Source organism: Pseudomonas sp. SIMBA_067, from assembly GCF_046534675.1.
GTDB classification, from domain to species: Bacteria; Pseudomonadota; Gammaproteobacteria; order Pseudomonadales; family Pseudomonadaceae; genus Aquipseudomonas; species Aquipseudomonas putida.
The window spans coordinates 668,986-685,454 of sequence record NZ_JAWRYH010000001.1; the positions used below are offsets into that span (position 1 = coordinate 668,986).

Here is a 16,469-nt window from a genome sequence, read left to right on the forward strand (position 1 = left end):
TCAGATCGCGTGGGTTAAGGGTAGCAATGGCGGTGCTTTTGACCAGCGGCGAGCGTGCAAACTTTTAGCACTGATGCTTGCGTCAATAGTGACTATCGAACAAGGCAATTTCTACTGATCGCCCCCGCTAAATAAGCTAGCTCCATCGATTCGAACCTGGCGAATCCCCTGCATTCCGGAGCTGCTCGATGAACACCAAGGCCCGCCTTTTCCTCACTGCCCTGGCCGCTACCAGCATTGCCGTACTGGCTGGCTGTGCCAATCACCCTGAACTGCGCACCTACAGCGCTGAAGAAACCCGCCAACTGCAACTGGAAGCGTTGCAGCGCCGCGGCCTGTCGCTGGACGACTACGAGCAGCAACGCCGGGTGATACAACGTGCCGGCAACCTGCCCGTGGTGACCGAAGCCGCCGACGCAGACCCTTCGACCAAAGGCTGAGCGGGCCAGGCAAAGGTTCCCTCCTTCCACCTGCGCAGGTATCCTCTACCGCTCAACCGCAAGCCTTCCAGGACGGAGACCATGACCAGGCCCTTTCTGTTGCTGAGTGCTGCACTGCTGTTCAGCCCAGTGTTGATGGCCCAGCAGATAAAACGCGAACTGGGCGACTTCGACTTCACACTCGGCACCACACCCTCGCGCAGCATGGCCCAAGGCCTTATCTCACCCAGTGCCGTCGGCGCATTCCACGGTGGTCTCGACTTCAGCCACCCCAGTGGGTGGTACCTGGGCCAGTACGCCCCGAGCATGGGCGTCACCCCCAACTCGACCCTGCGCCTGGACAGCTACCTGGGCTACAAGCACCAATTCGACAACAGCCTGGGCTATGAAGTGGGGTTGATCCATTACAGCCAGCCGACTATTGCAGGCCCCGACAGCTATGCCCTGTACGGTGGCATCTCGCTGTTGGGCAATCGCTTCGGTGGCGCGCTGCGCGACAACCCGGATAACCGCACCGGCACCCTGTTCGCCGACTTCGGCGAACTGCCCCTGTTCGATGTCGACCTCACCGTCAAGCTGGCCCATCATCGCCTGGGCACGCCGTTCACCATTGGCGACGGCAGCCAGGTAAATGCCTTTTCCGACTGGTCGCTGGAACTGTCGCGGCCCTGGCTGGGCATCGACCTTAACCTGATCTACAGCAACTCCAATCTCAGTGGCGGCGGTTGCGATGCCTATTCGGGCATCAACACCTATTGCGACAGTGTGGTCACGCTCAAGGCGCAGCGCAGTTTCTTCTAACGCCGTGGTGCCAGCGCCAGGGCTATACCGCCCAGCACCACCACACACGCGATCAGCAAGCGCAACGACAGCGGTTCGCCAATCAGGACAACACCGCCCAGTGCGGCAATCACAGGCACACTAAGCTGCATGGTCGCTGCTTGCTGCGCACTCACCTGCCTGACCACGCCGTACCACACGGCGTAGCCCGCACCTGAGGCCAGTACGCCGGAGCCCAAGGCATACAACAAACCCAGCAGCGTGAGGTGCGGGCCGGTGCCCAGCAACAGCACCGGTAGCAGCAGGGCCAGGCAAGGCAGGCTGCGGGCAAAATTGCCTGCGGTATCGGCCAGCGGCCTGGGCGAGCCCCTGCCCAGCAACGTGTACACGCCCCAGGCCATACCAGACAGGGCCATCAGCAAGGCACTGGCCAAGGGTGGCGCCGCTGCACCGGGCAACAACAGCACCAACAGGCCGGCAAAAGCAATCAACATGCCCAGCAGCATGCGGGCGGTGATGCGCTCACCTTTGTACCAGGCAAAGCCGAACATGGTGATCTGCACTGCGCCGAACAGCAGCAATGCCCCCGCACCTGCACCCAGCTGCAGGTATGCCGCAGAAAAAAGGAATGCGTAGAGGAACAGGGCCAAGCCACCGCGCCAACTGCCGCCAATGCCAAGCGCAGGTTTACGCAGGCGGATCAACAGCAGCAGAAACAACGCCCCACTGGCCAGGCGCACCACGGTAAACAAAGCCGGGTCGATGGCCCCGTCCTTCAGCGCCAGCCGGCAGAACACCGAGTTGGCGGCGAAGGCCATGAGGCTGAAGAGCGCCGGCCAGAACCAGGCCTTGGCCTTGCGGTCGGTCAGTGTGGTGGTGCCGGTGCTCATGGTGTGGTCAACTCTGAGGGAATATTGTTGTTATAGCGGCCATGCGTGTACCGATATACAACAAAGTGTTTCCAAGGGGCCACCGCCGCATCACTCAGCGCTAAAGCGCTGCCACCGCTTCGATTTCCACCAGCATGCCATCCAGCGCCAGCCGGGGTACCGGGATCAGCGTGCAGGCCGGTTTCATGTGCGGGCCCCAGGCCCTGTCGGCCTCAGCCACCCATTGGCGCAGGCGCGTTTCGGAGTGCTCGACAATCAGCAGTGTCAGCTTGAACACCTGGGCCAGGCTGGCGCCTTTGGACGCCAGGGCCAGTTCAAGGTTGGCCAGCGCCTGGCGGGCCTGTTCGGCGAACAGCGGGGGCAACTGGCCGTTGCTGTCTTCCCCGCCCTGGCCGGCGATGAACAGCAAGCGGCTGTCAGCGCGCACTTCGGCGACATGGGAATAGGCATTGCCACTGGGATCGTACAGGCCTTCAGGGTTGCTCAACTGAAATGCGGTTGATTGGGTCACGACAAGCCCTCACTCGGTTGGAAGAGTGGCGCAGTATCGGACCTTAAGTTAACTCGAGGTCAAGCGCGGGGTAGGACATTTCGCACAATCCATTGCCATGCTTGAACCACGCGTATGTTTGCGCCGCGGCCGGCAGGCAGTAGATTGCAAGACCCGGCATGGAGGCCTGTACGTCACAAGGAAAAGCGCATGAGCAATTATGATTTTCAGCTGGCCTATACCATCAAGCCGCACAACCCTGCCCACGATGAAGCCGATGCCGCGCAGGCACGCCTGCACCTGCGCGAGAAGCTCGGCCTGGACACCGTCGAGCAGATCGAAACCACCCTGCTCGGCATGATCACGCTTAAAAGCACCACCCTCGCAGACCGCAAGCGCGAAGCTGAAAAACTGCTGCACGATTACATCCACGAAGCGCTCAAACAGCTGCGGGTATTGTCGACCGTGAAATTCTACGGCTGCATGATGGTTGATGGGCTGGGCCCAGCCATTCGCTTCCAGATCCTGCCCAAGTGAACATCGACGGCATCAGGCGCCCCCACGCCAGATGCCGGAAGCCCTCATTTTTCCTGCAGGACCGCCCTGCCCTTCACCGCCCGCGGCCCGCGCCAGGCCCAGAACAACAGCCCCGGGAATGGTGCGTAGACGACAAACACAATCCACAGCATCTTGCGCTCGGCGCGCCGGTCACTGCCGATGATGTGCCAGATGGCCCAGATTTCCAGCAGGATGACCAAGGCTGCGATGATGATCCAGATCGTTCCTATTTCCATGAGCGCTCTCCCGTTTGGCATGTAATGCATTGGGTTACCGACAGCGTTGAGGGTTCAGATTGATTTGGCTACCAGTATGGCATTGCGAACCGTTGTAGGAGCGCGACCGCCCTCAATGCTGCGGCGCGTTCTCCAGCGCCGCCTTCAACGCCGCGGCATCGGCAAAAGAATGCTGGCTCACCAGTACACCCTCCCGCAGTTGCAACCACTGCACCTGGCCATCCTGCCCGGAATAACGGCTGGCCACGCGCCCTTCCCGGTCGAGCAGCACCCGGTAGTTGTAATCGCGCATGGCCGGAATGGCGAATAGGTTGCTGATCAGTGCCGGCATGCGCTGGATGTCGGCAACGAACACCGCATCACGCGCTTCCAGGTAGCCCCGGGGCTGCTCGCCCAGCGCCGCTTTGACCAGCTTGGCACCGTCCATGTCGCGGGCTACCAGCAGGATGTGCGTGCGGGTATCGAGGCTGTAGGCCTGGTCGTGCTGGTCGAGCAGCGTCCACGGGGCCAGCTTCTCGCCCGGTTCCAGGGCATTGGCCAGCAGCGGCAGCAGGCTGAACAACAGGGCAATGGCGTGCTTCATCAAGGGCGTCCTCAGTGACAGGGGGCAACATGGCGGCAATAGGCCAAGCCAGACAGGTTGCCTGAACACGACCTGAAATACGACACACCCACCCGGAACATTGTCTTTCCTCCGGCCACCCGCCACACTCTGCGAGCCAGCCAGGAAGCGGAGTCCAGAGTGCCCACGCCACGTCAGTTCAGCAAGAAGACCAGCACCAGCAACATGCTGCGGCTGAAATCCACCAGCGCCAATGCCCAGGCCCCCTATCGGGTTGATTTCGTCCTGCTCGAACATTTCTCGATGGCCAGCTTCACCGTGGCCATGGACGTGCTGGTCACGGCCAACCTGCTGCGCGCCGACAGTTTCCAGTTCACCCCGCTGTCGATGGATGGCGACCGGGTGACCAGCGACCTGGGTTTGGAACTGGTGGCCACCGAGCTGTCCGCCGGGGCGCTGAAAGATCTGGACCTGCTGGTGATCTGCGGCGGCTTGCGCACCCCGCTGAAGTACCCTGAACTCGACCGCCTGCTGGACGACTGCGCCGCCCACGGCATGGCCCTGGGCGGGCTGTGGAACGGTGCCTGGTTCCTTGGCCGCGCCGGGGTGCTGGACGACTATGGCTGCAGTATCCACCCCGAGCAGCGCGCCAGCCTGTCCGAGCGCAGCCCGCAAACCCGCATCACCCCTGCCAGCTTCACCCTCGACCGCGACCGCCTCAGCGCCGCCAGCCCCAATGGTGCCATGGAGCTGATGCTGGGCCTGGTACGCCGGCTGTATGGCGACGGGCTGGCCGAAGGCGTGGAGGAAATCCTGTCGTTCTCCGGCGCCCGCTACCGCCAGGTTGGCCCAGGGGCGAAGAAGTCCATGAGCCTGCACCTGCGCACCATCGTCGAGCTGATGGAGAACAACCTGGAGGAAACCCTCAGCCTCGACCAGCTGGCCGCCTACAGCGGGCGCTCGCGCCGGCAGATCGACCGCCTGTTCCAGGCTCAGCTGGGCACCTCGCCACGGCGCTACTACATGGAGCTGCGCATCACCAAAAGCCGCCGGCTGCTGCAGTATTCGGACTTGTCAGTGATGGAAGTGGCAGTGGCCTGCGGGTTTGTTTCTGTGTCGCACTTCAGCAAGTGCTATGCGGCGTACTTCGGCTACCCGCCGTCACGCGAGCAACGGCTGGGCGAGTAAGCGGCGTTCAGGCGCAGATATAGCGCAAGACGGCGTCACAGATCATGGCTTTGTGGCGCAGTTTGACCTGGTCATCAGACAGGTCGATCTGGAAGATCTCGCCAAAGGTGTGGCGGTTCGACACCCGGTAGAAGCAGAACGAGCTCATCAGCATGTGCAGGTCGATCACCTCGATGCCGGCGCGAAACACGCCTTCCTGCACGCCACGGCGCAGGGTGTTGCCCAGGGCTTCGAGCACCAGGCTGCTCATTTCGCGAATCGCCGGCGACTGCTTGACGTACTCGCCATAATGGATGTTTTCGGTGCAGATGATCCGCACGAAATCGACGTTGCGGTCATGGTGATCGAAGGTGAACTCGACCAGCCGGCGGATCGCCTGCTCAGCCGGTAACGACTCCAGGTCCAGGCTTTGCTCGGTTTTGCGGATATCGCCGTACAACTTCACCAGGCATTCGCAGTACAGCTGCTCCTTGCTGCCGAAGTAGTAGTAGATCATGCGTTTGGAGGTAGCGGTGCGCTCGGCGATGGCGTCGACGCGCGCGCCGGCCAGCCCTTGCTGGACGAACTCGTTGATGGCTGCCTGGAGGATGTCCTCGCGTGTTTTCTCGGGGTTGTTCTTGCGCGTTTTGCGCCCCCCTTCAGTTTCAGGCTGGCCAAGGCTCACTACGGAATCACTCATACCCACTCACAGGCGATTTATTGGAATACGGGGGATTATCCGCGAGCGCAGCCATGCAGGGAAGCACGCTGTTGGTCGGGTAGCCATAATGCATTGCGGGTGGCCGGCCTTGATATCGCGCCGTGCAACCCGCTAGCCTGCCTGCCCCTGCCCTGGATGGATCCTGCCTCATGCAACCGCGCGACCTCGCCGCCTATATGTTCCTGGCCATCGCCTGGGGCTTTTCGTTCCTGGTGTTGCTCAAAGTGGTGCATGCCTTTGGCTGGGTGGGCGCGGTCAGCCTGCGGGCACTGATTGCCAGCGGCACCCTGGCGGCCCTCGCAGCCCTGCTGGGCCGCCCACTGCGCCTGCGCCCGCTGCTGTTGCCCTTGCTGGTGGTAGGCGCGACCACGGTGGCCGGGCAACTGATCGGCATGTCGTACGCCACCCCACGCATCGGTACGGCGATGGCGGCGATTTTTGTCGCCACCATTCCGCTGTTCTCGATGCTGATCGGGCGGGTCTGGGGGCTGGAGAAAATAACCCCGCAAGGCCTGGCCGGGCTGCTGCTGGGCATTGCCGGCATCGCCATGTTGGTCGGTTTTCCGGCCCGCGCGGTCGATGACGACTTCATCCACGGCTGCATCGCCTCGCTGCTTGGCGCCATCAGTGCCGCCTACGGCAGCAACTACGCCAGCCTGCATCTGCGCGGCCAGGACCCGTGGACGGTCACCTGCGGCGCGTTCCTGGCTGGCGGGCTGCTGACCCTGCCGCTATTGCTGGTGGTACCGGTGCCCAGCTTGCCACAAGCAGGCGACTGGCTTTACCTGCTGATCAGCGGCGCAGTGATGAGCGCCACCACCTACGTGTTGTACTTCGGCCTGGTGGCACGGATCGGCGCCACCCGTGCCATTAGCGTGGAATTCGTGGTCACGCTGGTGGCGGTACTGGTGGGCGCCTTGTTTCTCAATGAAGCCCTCAGCCTGTTACAGGCGGCGGGTGGCCTGGTGATTCTGCTCGGCTGCATGCTGGTGCTGGGCCTGCTGCCAGCGCGCAAGCGGCGCCTGCCCAGCTAACGCTGGGCGGTGTCGTGCGCTGGTGGCGGCGTCAGGTGCAGCACGCGGTTACGCCCGCCTTCGGCCAACAGGTAGCCGCCCTTGCCGTCCGCCACGATCGACTGCGGCGCCTTGAGGAAGGTCAGCATGGTGTGCTGGACCCCGTCGGCACCGATCAGCAACAAACGTGCGCGGTGAGTGTTGTCTTCGCTGACCCACAGGCCACGCTGGTCACAGAACAGGAAGGTGGGGTTGCGCAGCCCGTCGACCACCACCGGGTCCTTGCCATCATCAGACAGGGCGCGAACCTTGCCATTGGCTTTTTCGGTGTAGAGCAAGCGGCCGTCGTTGCAGCGGGCGAGGCCTTCGGTTTCGGTCAGGCCGGAACGCAGCACATCAAGCTGGCCGCTGGCCCAGTCATAACGCATCAGGCGGCCATTGCCCTTGCGGTCTTCGATGGCATACAGGTGGTTGCCGTCATTCCACAGGCCCTGCACGCTTTCACCGTCGAACAGGTGGGTAACCTGGCCATCGCGGGCCAGGCTCACAGGCGCCTGACCGCCTTCCTGGCTGAACACCCATCCGCCTTGTGCCGCGACCATGCCATCGGGCTTGGAAAGATTGTCGACCACCACGACACGGTCGCCGGTCGCGGTGATCTTGAGGATGCTGCCGCGGCCATCATCCAGCTCGCGGCTGACCAGCAGGCTGCCATCCGCTTGCGGCAAAAGCGATGCGGCCTTGGCCACATCACGATGCAGCACCTCGACATCCCAGCCGGAGGCGGCCTGGACCGGGTAGAAGCTCTGCCATGCAAAGAAACCCAAGGTGGCGGTGAGCACGCCGGTAGTGGCGGTAAGGGCGATGCGGGTGCTGCGCTTGCGCAGGAATTGCGGCATGTAGGGCTCCTTGGAATGCCGGGGATGCTAGCAAGCGAATGTGAAAAAAATGTCGAAGAAGGCAAAGCGTTAAAAAACAAAAGGATATAAAAATAACAAAACAATCTAACGAAACGGAATATAAAAATTGAAAGCCAAACGCCACCTCCTTAGTCTGGGCGCATCGCTTCCCACCCGGTTTCAAGGAGCAACCCCATGCCAATCCGTGCCTTCTCCCCGCTTCGTCGCCTGCTGATCGGCGGCCTGCTGGCCAGTGTCGCCAGTGCCCTGCTGCCCTGGTCCGAAGCATTGGCCAACGACGCCAAGACCCTGCGCATCGGTTACCAGAAGTTCAACAGCATCAACATCCTCAAAGGCAGCGGCGCGCTGGAAAAGGCCCTGGCCCCGCAAGGCGTGAAGGTCAGCTGGCACGAATTTGCCGCCGGCCCGCAGTTGCTCGAAGCCCTGAGCACCGGCGCCATCGACCTCGGCCACGCCGCCGACGCACCTTCGGTGTTCGCCCAGGCGGCCGGCAAACCGGTGGTGTACCTGGCCGCCGAGCAGCCTTATCCACGCGGCATCGGCCTGGTGGTACGCGAGCAGGACCATGTGGCCGGCGTGCAGGACCTGAAAGGCAAACGCGTAGCCACTGGCCGCGGCTGGAATGCCCAGTACCTGCTGGCCGTCGCGCTGGAACAGGCCGGCCTGAGTTACCAGGACATCACCCCCGCCTACGTGAACAATGCCGCCGATGCCGTGGCCGCCTTGCAGTCGGGTAGCGTGCAGGCCGTGACCCTGTGGGACCCGTTCCTCGCTGCAGCAGAAAGCCAGCCAGGCCTGAAAAACCTGCGTGACGGCAGCGGCCTGTCCAACAACCGCACCTTCTACCTGTCCACCGCCAGCTATGCCGACCAGCACCGTGCGCTGTTGAAAACCTTCTTTACCGAACTGGGCAAAGTCAGCCAGTGGGCCAACGCCAAGCCTGCAGAGGTCGCCGCACTGCTCGCCCCGCAGCTGGGCATCAACGCCAACGTGCTTGAGGTGGCCAGCGAGCGCCGTAACTACAACGCCGTGGCCATCACCCCGCAGATCGTCGCCGAACAACAAAAACTGGCTGACACCTTCCAGGGCCTGGGCCTGATTCCACACAAGTTGCAGGTGGCCGACGCGGTCTACCCGGCTTCCGTGTTGCCTTGAGCGGAGCGCACTGACATGCCCCGCCCGATCCGCTTCAACGCGTTCAGCATGAACGCCGCCAGCCATCAGTCCCCCGGCCTGTGGCGCCACCCACGCAATACCAGTGTGGCCTTCAACCGCCTGAGCTACTGGACCGACCTGGCCCGCCTGCTGGAACGCGGCGTGTTTGACGCCCTGTTCATTGCCGATGTGCTGGGCATCTACGACGTCTACCAGGGTGGCCCTGATGCTGCCTTGCGCGGTGGCGTGCAGGTACCGGTGAACGACCCGCTGCTGCTGGTGCCAGCCATGGCCGGCGTCACTGAGCACTTGGGGTTTGGCGTCACCTTTTCGCTCACCTACGAGCACCCCTACCCCTTCGCCCGGCGCATGTCCACACTCGACCACCTGAGCAATGGCCGGGTCGGCTGGAACATCGTCACCGGCTACCTCGACAGCGCCGCCCGCAACCTTGGCCTGGCGCGTCAGCTGGGCCACGACCAGCGCTACGACCTGGCCGAGGAATACCTGCAGGTGCTGTACAAGCTGTGGGAGAAGAGCTGGGACGACGACGCGGTGCTGCTGGAGCGCGACAGCGGGCGCTACATCGAGCCAACCCGGGTGCACCCTATCAACCATGTGGGCGAGCACTTCCAGGTACCAGGCATGCACCTGTGCCAGCCGTCACCGCAGCGCACGCCGGTGCTTTTCCAGGCCGGCGCCTCAGCACGCGGCCAGCAGTTTGCCGCGCGCCACGCCGAATGCGTGTTCATCAGCGGCCCGACCCCCACCGTGTTGCGCCGTTACGCCGACGGCATTCGCCAGGCCAGCGAAGCCGCCGGGCGAGGTCGTGATGAAGTGCTGATCTATGCCCAGGCGTTGTTGATCGTCGCCCCTACAAAGGAAGAGGCCGAGGCCCGCTTCGCCGAATACCGTCGCTATGTCGACCTGGATGCTGCCCTGGCGCTGCTGTCGGGCTGGACCGGCATCGATTTTGGCGGCCTCGACCCCGATGCGCCCATCGAATACGTCGAAAACGACGCCGGCCGCGCCGCCCTGGCCGCGTTTACCGCCGCCGACCCGAACCGCCGCTGGACTGTACGCGAGGCCGCCGAGTTCGTTGGCCTGGGTGGTCGCGGCCCGGTACTGGTAGGCGCCGCCAGCGAGGTCGCCGACCAGCTGGAAAGCTGGCTGGACCAGACCGGCATCGACGGTTTCAACCTGACCTACGCCGTGCAGCCGGACGACCTGGCCAACGTGGTCGAGTTGCTGGTGCCCGAGCTGCAACGCCGCGGCCGCTACCCGTCAGGCTACGCCGAAGGCACCCTGCGCCACAAACTGTTCGGCCAAGGCGATCGGCTGCCGGAACAGCACGCCGGACGCCAGGTAGACATTCAGCGATCAAATACCGGGTATTCCAACATTTAATTTGTGGATAGCGCGCGCTCGACCCTATTCTGTTGCCACATCCCCTGCGCCGCACCGGCCGGTGCGGTTCACGGCACGGGGAGAGAACAACAAGTCGAGATTGTCCATGTCGAACCATTCGTACTTCGCCCCCCACGGTGGGCACCCAGCTCAAACCGAGCTGCTGACTGACCGTGCCATGTTCACCGAAGCCTATGCCGTCATCCCCAAGGGCGTGATGCGTGACATCGTCACCAGCCACCTGCCGTTCTGGGACAAGATGCGCATGTGGGTCATCGCCCGCCCGCTGACCGGTTTTGCCGAAACCTTCTCCCAGTACATCGTCGAGCTGGCCCCGGAAGGCGGCAGCGAGCGCCCTGAGCTGGATCCTAACGCCGAAGCCGTGGTGTTCATCGTCGAAGGCGAGCTGGACATCACCGTTGAAGGCAAGCACCACACCCTGGTACCAGGCGGCTACGCCTTCCTGGCCCCGGGCGCCGAGTGGAGCCTGCGCAACAACAGCAAGTCCAACGTCACCTTCCACTGGCTGCGCAAGCACTACCAGAAAGTTGAAGGCCTGGACGTACCGGAGTCGTTCGTCACCCACCGCGACAACGCCACCGTCATCGAGATGCCGGGCACCGAAGGCCGCTGGAAAACCACCCGCTTCGTCGACATGGCCGACATGCGCCACGACATGCACGTGAACATCGTCACCTTCCAGCCGGGCGGCGTGATCCCGTTCGCTGAAACCCACGTGATGGAACACGGCCTGTACGTGCTGGAAGGCAAGGCGGTGTACCGCCTGAACCAGGACTGGGTCGAAGTGGAAGCCGGCGACTTCATGTGGCTGCGCGCCTTCTGCCCGCAAGCCTGCTACGCCGGCGGCCCAGGCAACTTCAGCTACCTGCTGTACAAAGACGTGAACCGTCACGTGCACCTGACGCTGAACCCTAAGCGCTAAGCTCAGGCTGATGCCCGCAAGCCCGCCAACCTGGCGGGCTTTCTGTTTGCCGCGCATACTTAAACATCCATCCTCAGCGCGGTACCAGCCATGAACCGCTGCCTGCTGCTCGCCGCCCTGCTGCTGTGCGCCCCGGCCCTGGCTGCCGATGACTGGAACCTGGCTTATGACCGCGAAGGCATACGCGTGTACCTGCGCGGCGCGGATGACTCGTCCTACCAGCAATTTCGTGGTGTGAGCACCATGAAAGCGAGCGTACGCACCCTCACCGACCTGCAAGAGAACCTGCGCGTAGCCTGCAAATGGCTGTACGCCTGCGACCAGATGCGCCTGCTGGAGGTGGATGGCGCCAATACCTGGGTGTACCTGACCACCAACCTGCCGTGGCCGACGATGCCGCGGGACATTGTGCTGAAAGTAACCAGCGAACGCCTGGACGACGGCACCTTGCTGCGGCGCCTGAGCGCCGAGCCCGACAGGATCCCCAAGGTTGAAGGCCTGATCCGGGTGCAGCATCTGAGCGGTGAGTGGCGTATGAAACCACTGGGCGAACGCGAGACGGAGGTGACCTACCAGTTGCAGGCCGACCCTGCTGGCGATGTGCCCGGCTGGCTGGCCAACCGGTTCGTGGTGGATGCACCGGTGGTGACGTTGCGTACGTTGCGGGCAGTTGCTGAACGCCAGCCTTGAGGTGGCTTGCCGGCGATGGGCTGCACAGCAGCCCCAGGGTCCTATGTAGCAGTCGCTGTCTGCGGTTGCGCAGAAGCCTTGGTCCTGCGTCGATAGGCCAGCAACAGGCCCGCATACCACAACGGCATCACGTACAACGCCGTGCGGGTGTCCGGTTCCAGCGCCAGCAGGCACAGCACGAAAATCAGGAACAGCTGCGCCAGCGCGGCGGTGACCTTGCCGCCGGGCAGCTTGAACCTGGACTGCTCATGCGCCTGCGGATTCTGTCGGCGGTAAGCGAAATAGGACAGCAGGATCAGCGACCAGGTAACGATGATCATCACCGCGGAAATGGTCGACACCAGGGTGAACACGGTCATCACTTCCGGGATCACGAACAGCAACGTCAACGCAATCGCCATGCACACCCCGGAAAACACCAGCGCCCGCACCGGCGTCCCCGAGCCGGACAGGCGCCCGAACGCCGTCGGCGCCTGTTGTTGGTGCGACAGGCCGTAGAGCATGCGCGAGCCCGAGTAGACGCCACTGTTGGCCGACGAGGCCGCAGAGGTCAGCACCACGAAGTTGATGATGCCAGCAGCAGCGGGCAACCCGCCAAGCAGGAACAATTCAACGAACGGGCTGCGGTTGGCCGGCACATTGGCCCAAGACACCACACTGATGATGCACACCAGCGAACAGATGTAGAAAAGCAGGATACGCACGGGGATGGTATTGATTGCCTTCGGCAGGGTCTTCTCGGGGTCTTTGGCCTCCGCCGCTGCGGTGCCGATAAGCTCGGTGCCGACGAAGGAGAAGATAGCGATCTGGAACCCGGCGAGGAAGCCAAGGATGCCATGCGGCATGACCACGCCAGGCGCCACCAGGTGGCTGAACGACGCCGTCACCCCGCCCGGCGAGGTATAGGAAGTGGCGACCATCACCAGGCCGGTTACCACCAGCAGCACGATGGCGACGATCTTGATCAGGCCGAACCAGAACTCCACCTCACCAAAGGCCTTCACCGCCAGCATGTTCAGGCCCAGCAACAGGAACATGGTGGCGAAAGCCGGTAGCCAGGTAGGCACATCGGGGTACCAGTACTGCACGAACCCTGCGACCACCACCACGTCGCCCACCGCCGCCACCACCCAGCTGAGCCAGTACGACCAGCTGAGAATGTAACCGGCCCGTGGCCCCAGGTAGTTGTGCACCAGGTCGGCGAACGATTCCATCTGCAGGTTGGCCAGCAGCATCTCGCCCATGGCGCGCATGATGCAGAACACAAAAAAACCGATGATGGCGTAGACGAGGATGATTGAAGTGCCAGACAGCGCAATGATCTTGCCCGAGCCCATGAACAAACCGGTACCAATTGCGCCACTGATCGAAATAAGCTGTATGTGTCGGTTTTCCAGCCGTCGCTTGAGCGCTCGGCCCTCTTGCGGAGCAGCGCTTTGCGCATTGCACGTTTGATGCATAGTCGACCTCTTATTCTTTTTTGGTAAAACTTCAGCGCCCCGCGCCGCACCATTTAATTGGCACTAAGGTGCAAGTTCCCTGTCATTGAAAATGATAAAAGCGCAGGTAATAACGAAAACGCACACTCACGCCCGACGCAACTTCGCTGCGGGCTTTTTTATTGTTTGAAACGCACCTTGGGTGGTGCGCCTTGTACCGTTGCACGAAAACAGTTTCATTTTGCCAGTGGCCCGGGCCAAGCGGAACGCTACAGAATGCGCACAGCCAAAGGGATTTTTTGCACTGTGGAAAGCCTGGGTGGCAGTTTGCGCAATGCGCCTGTCAAAATGCCTGACCCAGCGGTCACATCTTGTAGGTGGAGAGCAGGATGCTGGTCTCGGTATTCTCGATGTGCGGGATGGAGCGAATGGTGTTCAGCGCCCTGTCGAACGCTTCAAGGGTGTCGGCGCGCAGCTCTGCCATCAGGTCCCAGCGGCCATTGGTGGTGTGAATGGCCACCACGTTGGGGTGCCCACGCAGCGCGTGCTTGACCTCTGCGGCGTGGTGGCCGCTGATGCCGATGCTGGTGATCGCCCGCACGCCCTGATCCAGCGCATCGGAGCGCAAGCGTACCGTGTAGCCGATGATCACGCCCTGCTCTTCGAGGCGGGTGATGCGGTTTTGCACCGTTGCCCTGGCCACCTTGAGTTTTTTTGCCAAGGTCAGCACGGGGGTACGTGCATTGTCCCGCAACAGCGCAATCAGTTCCCGATCGATAGTGTCCATATGCCTGCCAAATAATCAGATTGCTACTTTGGGGTGGCAGATTGTCTAGAAAGTTGGCGAAACTGGCAACCTGCATTCTTCCTGTTGACGCAACCTTTCATCAAAATGTTCGAGCCGGCGACACTTCGATAATCCTAAGCGCTCACCCTGCAATATCCACAGGGCAGCGCACAATAACAAGGTGCAAGAGCATGACGTATTTCATTGATGTTCCAACCATGTCGGACTTGGTGCACGACATTGGCGTAGCGCCGTTCATAGGTGAACTGGCTGCAGCCATTCGTGAAGACTTCAAACGCTGGCAGGAGTTTGATAAATCCGCACGGGTTGCCAGCCATTCGGAAGTGGGTGTGATCGAACTGATGCCGGTCGCCGACAACAGCCGCTACGCCTTCAAATACGTCAACGGCCACCCGGCCAACACCGCGCGTGACCTGCATACCGTGATGGCCTTCGGCGTATTGGCCGATGTCGAAACCGGCTACCCGGTGTTGCTGTCCGAACTGACCATTGCCACCGCCCTGCGCACTGCGGCTACCTCGCTGATGGCAGCCCAGGCACTGGCCCGACCGAACTCGCGCAAGATGGCGCTGATCGGCAACGGCGCGCAAAGCGAATTCCAGGCGCTGGCCTTCCACAAGCACCTGGGCATCGAAGAAATCGTCGCCTACGACACCGACCCGCTGGCCACCGCCAAGCTGATTGCCAACCTCAAGGAATACAGCGGCCTCACCATTCGCCGGGCCGGCTCGGTGGCCGAAGCGGTGAAAGGCGTGGACATCATCACCACGGTCACTGCCGACAAGGCCTACGCCACCATCATCACCCCAGACATGCTCGAACCCGGCATGCACCTGAATGCCGTGGGGGGTGACTGCCCGGGCAAGACCGAACTGCACGCCGATGTGCTGCGCAACGCCCGGGTGTTCGTCGAGTACGAGCCGCAAACCCGTATCGAAGGTGACATCCAGCAGCTGCCCGCTGACTTCCCGGTGGTTGACCTGTGGCGTGTGCTGCGCGGCGAGACCGAGGGGCGCCAGAGCGACAACCAGGTCACCGTATTCGACTCGGTGGGCTTCGCCCTGGAGGACTACACCGTACTACGTTACGTACTACAGCAGGCCGAAAAGCGCGGCATGGGCACGAAGATCGACCTGGTGCCATGGGTGGAAGACGACCCGAAAGACCTGTTCAGCCACACCCGCGGCCGCGCTGCCAAAAGCCGCATCCGACGCGTTGCCTAACCCCGCTTCCTACCCGGTACTTCCAGATGGCATTCCCAGCGCGTTCGATTCAAGCACCTGCAGCAGTGGTCATGGTCAGGCCACATGCATTCACCCCCAACCCGGAAACCGCAGCCGACAACTCATTTCAGCGCAGCAACCCCAGCCTCGCCGCACAGGCGCTCGCAGAGGTTGCCCGTGATGAAGTCACCCAGGCCGTCGGCCGCCTCGAGGCCGAAGGCGTGCGCGTACACCTGTTCGACGATTTTGGCGAGCACAACACCCCGGACTCGGTGTTCCCCAACAACTGGTTCTCGACCCACCCCGGAGGACATATCGCGATCTACTCGATGTACTCGCGCAACCGCCGCCGCGAGCGGCGCGCCGATGTGATCGAGATGCTCAAGCATGAGTACCGCGTGCAGGATGTAATCGATTATTCAGGGCTGGAGCAGGACGAGCTGTTCCTCGAAGGGACCGGCGCCATGGTATTCGACCACCTGTCGCGGGTGGCTTACACCGCGCGCTCCAACCGTGCCGACCCGATTGCCCTGGAGCGCTTCAGCACGCACTTCAACTTCGAGCCGATGGTATTCGACACTGCCGACGAGCAAGGCACGCCGATCTACCACACCAACGTACTGATGTGCGTGGCGACCGAGTTTGCACTGGTGGGTTTTGGCACGTTCACCAACAAGGCGCGGGCCGAGGAAGTGCGCATGCGCCTGATCGAATCGGGCCGCGATGTGATTGACCTGAGCAACCAGCAGATCAGCCAGTTTGCCGGCAATGCCATCGAACTGTCCGGGCGTGACGGGCGTATTCTGGCGCTGTCACGCAAGGCCTTCGACAGCCTGACCAGCGAGCAACGCCGGCGCATCGAGCGTTCGGCGCGGCTGGTGCCACTGGACGTGCCGACCATTGAGATGGCCGGCGGCTCGGTGCGCTGCATGATTGCCGGCATTCACCTGTCGCCACGCCTGGCGGCGGCTTGCGCCTGACCATCCACCCTCGGCCGACTCGATCTCCTGTGAGAGCGGCCCTGCCG

The 16,469-nt window shown here is 62.5% G+C and carries 19 protein-coding genes; 11 read left to right on the plus strand and 8 right to left on the minus strand.

What is annotated here, in order from left to right:
• Window positions 1–188 precede the first annotated feature (188 nt).
• Both SB765_RS03115 and SB765_RS03120 read left to right on the plus strand, forming a co-directional pair.
• Complete coding sequence (locus tag SB765_RS03115) at window positions 189–440, plus strand: hypothetical protein (RefSeq protein ID WP_410910341.1); 252 nt, start codon at window positions 189–191, stop codon at window positions 438–440.
• Window positions 441–521: 81 nt separating this feature from the next.
• Entirely contained in the window at window positions 522–1,241 is a 720-nt protein-coding gene (locus SB765_RS03120; RefSeq protein WP_341798696.1) for a TorF family putative porin, read from the plus strand.
• Here the strand turns inward: SB765_RS03120 and SB765_RS03125 are convergent.
• Window positions 1,238–2,110, minus strand: coding sequence for a DMT family transporter (locus SB765_RS03125; protein WP_410930920.1), 873 nt, complete (start codon window positions 2,108–2,110; stop codon window positions 1,238–1,240). The genes SB765_RS03120 and SB765_RS03125 overlap by 4 nt on opposite strands.
• A gap of 100 nt (window positions 2,111–2,210) precedes the next feature.
• On the minus strand, window positions 2,211–2,621 hold the full coding sequence (locus tag SB765_RS03130) for a RidA family protein (protein WP_341798694.1): 411 nt from the start codon (window positions 2,619–2,621) through the stop codon (window positions 2,211–2,213).
• A 189-nt stretch (window positions 2,622–2,810) separates the two neighbouring features.
• Between SB765_RS03130 and SB765_RS03135 the strand changes: the two genes are divergently transcribed.
• Window positions 2,811–3,137 carry a hypothetical protein gene (locus tag SB765_RS03135; protein WP_341798693.1) on the plus strand — a complete coding sequence of 109 codons (327 nt, stop codon included), beginning with the start codon at window positions 2,811–2,813 and terminating at the stop codon, window positions 3,135–3,137.
• A 44-nt stretch (window positions 3,138–3,181) separates the two neighbouring features.
• Here the strand turns inward: SB765_RS03135 and SB765_RS03140 are convergent, their stop codons facing one another.
• Together SB765_RS03140 and SB765_RS03145 are read right to left on the minus strand one after the other, a co-directional pair.
• A complete protein-coding gene (locus SB765_RS03140) occupies window positions 3,182–3,394 on the minus strand; it encodes a PLDc N-terminal domain-containing protein (RefSeq protein ID WP_016499394.1) in 213 nt (70 codons plus the stop codon).
• A gap of 112 nt (window positions 3,395–3,506) precedes the next feature.
• Window positions 3,507–3,977, minus strand: coding sequence for an FAD/FMN-containing dehydrogenase (locus SB765_RS03145; protein ID WP_410930921.1), 471 nt, complete (start codon window positions 3,975–3,977; stop codon window positions 3,507–3,509).
• Between the two features lie 159 nt (window positions 3,978–4,136).
• Between SB765_RS03145 and SB765_RS03150 the strand changes: the two genes are divergently transcribed.
• Window positions 4,137–5,144 (plus strand): GlxA family transcriptional regulator, encoded by a 1,008-nt coding sequence (locus SB765_RS03150; protein ID WP_341798691.1) that lies wholly within the window; start codon window positions 4,137–4,139, stop codon window positions 5,142–5,144.
• A 7-nt stretch (window positions 5,145–5,151) separates the two neighbouring features.
• Here SB765_RS03150 and SB765_RS03155 read toward each other — a convergent pair whose 3' ends face one another.
• Window positions 5,152–5,823 (minus strand): TetR/AcrR family transcriptional regulator, encoded by a 672-nt coding sequence (locus tag SB765_RS03155; protein ID WP_016499391.1) that lies wholly within the window; start codon window positions 5,821–5,823, stop codon window positions 5,152–5,154.
• A 170-nt stretch (window positions 5,824–5,993) separates the two neighbouring features.
• On the opposite strand from SB765_RS03155, the gene SB765_RS03160 reads away from it, so the two are divergent.
• On the plus strand, window positions 5,994–6,878 hold the full coding sequence (locus SB765_RS03160; RefSeq protein ID WP_341798690.1) for a DMT family transporter: 885 nt from the start codon (window positions 5,994–5,996) through the stop codon (window positions 6,876–6,878).
• Here SB765_RS03160 and SB765_RS03165 read toward each other — a convergent pair.
• Complete coding sequence (locus SB765_RS03165) at window positions 6,875–7,756, minus strand: hypothetical protein (protein ID WP_341798689.1); 882 nt, start codon at window positions 7,754–7,756, stop codon at window positions 6,875–6,877. The genes SB765_RS03160 and SB765_RS03165 overlap by 4 nt on opposite strands.
• Window positions 7,757–7,951: 195 nt before the next feature.
• Here SB765_RS03165 and SB765_RS03170 point away from each other — a divergent pair, with 195 nt between their 5' ends.
• From SB765_RS03170 to SB765_RS03185, 4 genes are all read left to right on the plus strand, one after another.
• Window positions 7,952–8,932 carry an aliphatic sulfonate ABC transporter substrate-binding protein gene (locus tag SB765_RS03170; protein WP_016499388.1) on the plus strand — a complete coding sequence of 327 codons (981 nt, stop codon included), beginning with the start codon at window positions 7,952–7,954 and terminating at the stop codon, window positions 8,930–8,932.
• Window positions 8,933–8,947: 15 nt separating this feature from the next.
• Window positions 8,948–10,339, plus strand: a complete 1,392-nt coding sequence (locus SB765_RS03175; RefSeq protein ID WP_410930922.1) for an LLM class flavin-dependent oxidoreductase — start codon at window positions 8,948–8,950, stop codon at window positions 10,337–10,339.
• 106 nt (window positions 10,340–10,445) lie between these two features.
• Window positions 10,446–11,282: a bifunctional allantoicase/(S)-ureidoglycine aminohydrolase gene (locus SB765_RS03180; protein ID WP_016499386.1), complete on the plus strand. Its 837-nt coding sequence runs from the start codon at window positions 10,446–10,448 to the stop codon at window positions 11,280–11,282.
• 90 nt (window positions 11,283–11,372) lie between these two features.
• On the plus strand, window positions 11,373–11,972 hold the full coding sequence (locus SB765_RS03185) for an START domain-containing protein (protein WP_028613046.1): 600 nt from the start codon (window positions 11,373–11,375) through the stop codon (window positions 11,970–11,972).
• A gap of 41 nt (window positions 11,973–12,013) precedes the next feature.
• Here SB765_RS03185 and SB765_RS03190 read toward each other — a convergent pair whose 3' ends face one another.
• Both SB765_RS03190 and SB765_RS03195 read right to left on the minus strand, forming a co-directional pair.
• A complete protein-coding gene (locus SB765_RS03190) occupies window positions 12,014–13,432 on the minus strand; it encodes an amino acid permease (protein ID WP_341798686.1) in 1,419 nt (472 codons plus the stop codon).
• Window positions 13,433–13,775: 343 nt separating this feature from the next.
• On the minus strand, window positions 13,776–14,198 hold the full coding sequence (locus SB765_RS03195) for an Lrp/AsnC family transcriptional regulator (RefSeq protein ID WP_016499380.1): 423 nt from the start codon (window positions 14,196–14,198) through the stop codon (window positions 13,776–13,778).
• Window positions 14,199–14,389: 191 nt separating this feature from the next.
• On the opposite strand from SB765_RS03195, the gene SB765_RS03200 reads away from it, so the two are divergent.
• Window positions 14,390–15,442 carry an ornithine cyclodeaminase gene (locus SB765_RS03200; RefSeq protein ID WP_410930923.1) on the plus strand — a complete coding sequence of 351 codons (1,053 nt, stop codon included), beginning with the start codon at window positions 14,390–14,392 and terminating at the stop codon, window positions 15,440–15,442.
• Window positions 15,443–15,513: 71 nt separating this feature from the next.
• The gene (ctlX, locus tag SB765_RS03205; protein WP_341798685.1) at window positions 15,514–16,422 is read left to right on the plus strand and encodes a citrulline utilization hydrolase CtlX; all 909 of its coding nucleotides are present in this window, start codon (window positions 15,514–15,516) and stop codon (window positions 16,420–16,422) included.
• Window positions 16,423–16,469 lie beyond the last annotated feature (47 nt).

What these genes read in the sequence shown, in the direction of transcription:
- SB765_RS03140 (WP_016499394.1), bottom strand. Translation starts at nt 3,394, where the DNA reads ATGGAAATAGGAACGATCTGGATCATCATCGCAGCCTTGGTCATCCTG.
- SB765_RS03115 (WP_410910341.1), top strand. Translation starts at nt 189, where the DNA reads ATGAACACCAAGGCCCGCCTTTTCCTCACTGCCCTGGCCGCTACCAGC.
- SB765_RS03135 (WP_341798693.1), top strand. Translation starts at nt 2,811, where the DNA reads ATGAGCAATTATGATTTTCAGCTGGCCTATACCATCAAGCCGCACAAC.
- SB765_RS03170 (WP_016499388.1), top strand. Translation starts at nt 7,952, where the DNA reads ATGCCAATCCGTGCCTTCTCCCCGCTTCGTCGCCTGCTGATCGGCGGC.
- SB765_RS03200 (WP_410930923.1), top strand. Translation starts at nt 14,390, where the DNA reads ATGACGTATTTCATTGATGTTCCAACCATGTCGGACTTGGTGCACGAC.
- SB765_RS03190 (WP_341798686.1), bottom strand. Translation starts at nt 13,432, where the DNA reads ATGCATCAAACGTGCAATGCGCAAAGCGCTGCTCCGCAAGAGGGCCGA.
- SB765_RS03160 (WP_341798690.1), top strand. Translation starts at nt 5,994, where the DNA reads ATGCAACCGCGCGACCTCGCCGCCTATATGTTCCTGGCCATCGCCTGG.
- SB765_RS03175 (WP_410930922.1), top strand. Translation starts at nt 8,948, where the DNA reads ATGCCCCGCCCGATCCGCTTCAACGCGTTCAGCATGAACGCCGCCAGC.
- ctlX (WP_341798685.1), top strand. Translation starts at nt 15,514, where the DNA reads ATGGTCAGGCCACATGCATTCACCCCCAACCCGGAAACCGCAGCCGAC.
- SB765_RS03195 (WP_016499380.1), bottom strand. Translation starts at nt 14,198, where the DNA reads ATGGACACTATCGATCGGGAACTGATTGCGCTGTTGCGGGACAATGCA.
- SB765_RS03155 (WP_016499391.1), bottom strand. Translation starts at nt 5,823, where the DNA reads ATGAGTGATTCCGTAGTGAGCCTTGGCCAGCCTGAAACTGAAGGGGGG.
- SB765_RS03185 (WP_028613046.1), top strand. Translation starts at nt 11,373, where the DNA reads ATGAACCGCTGCCTGCTGCTCGCCGCCCTGCTGCTGTGCGCCCCGGCC.
- SB765_RS03125 (WP_410930920.1), bottom strand. Translation starts at nt 2,110, where the DNA reads ATGAGCACCGGCACCACCACACTGACCGACCGCAAGGCCAAGGCCTGG.
- SB765_RS03120 (WP_341798696.1), top strand. Translation starts at nt 522, where the DNA reads ATGACCAGGCCCTTTCTGTTGCTGAGTGCTGCACTGCTGTTCAGCCCA.
- SB765_RS03165 (WP_341798689.1), bottom strand. Translation starts at nt 7,756, where the DNA reads ATGCCGCAATTCCTGCGCAAGCGCAGCACCCGCATCGCCCTTACCGCC.
- SB765_RS03180 (WP_016499386.1), top strand. Translation starts at nt 10,446, where the DNA reads ATGTCGAACCATTCGTACTTCGCCCCCCACGGTGGGCACCCAGCTCAA.
- SB765_RS03145 (WP_410930921.1), bottom strand. Translation starts at nt 3,977, where the DNA reads ATGAAGCACGCCATTGCCCTGTTGTTCAGCCTGCTGCCGCTGCTGGCC.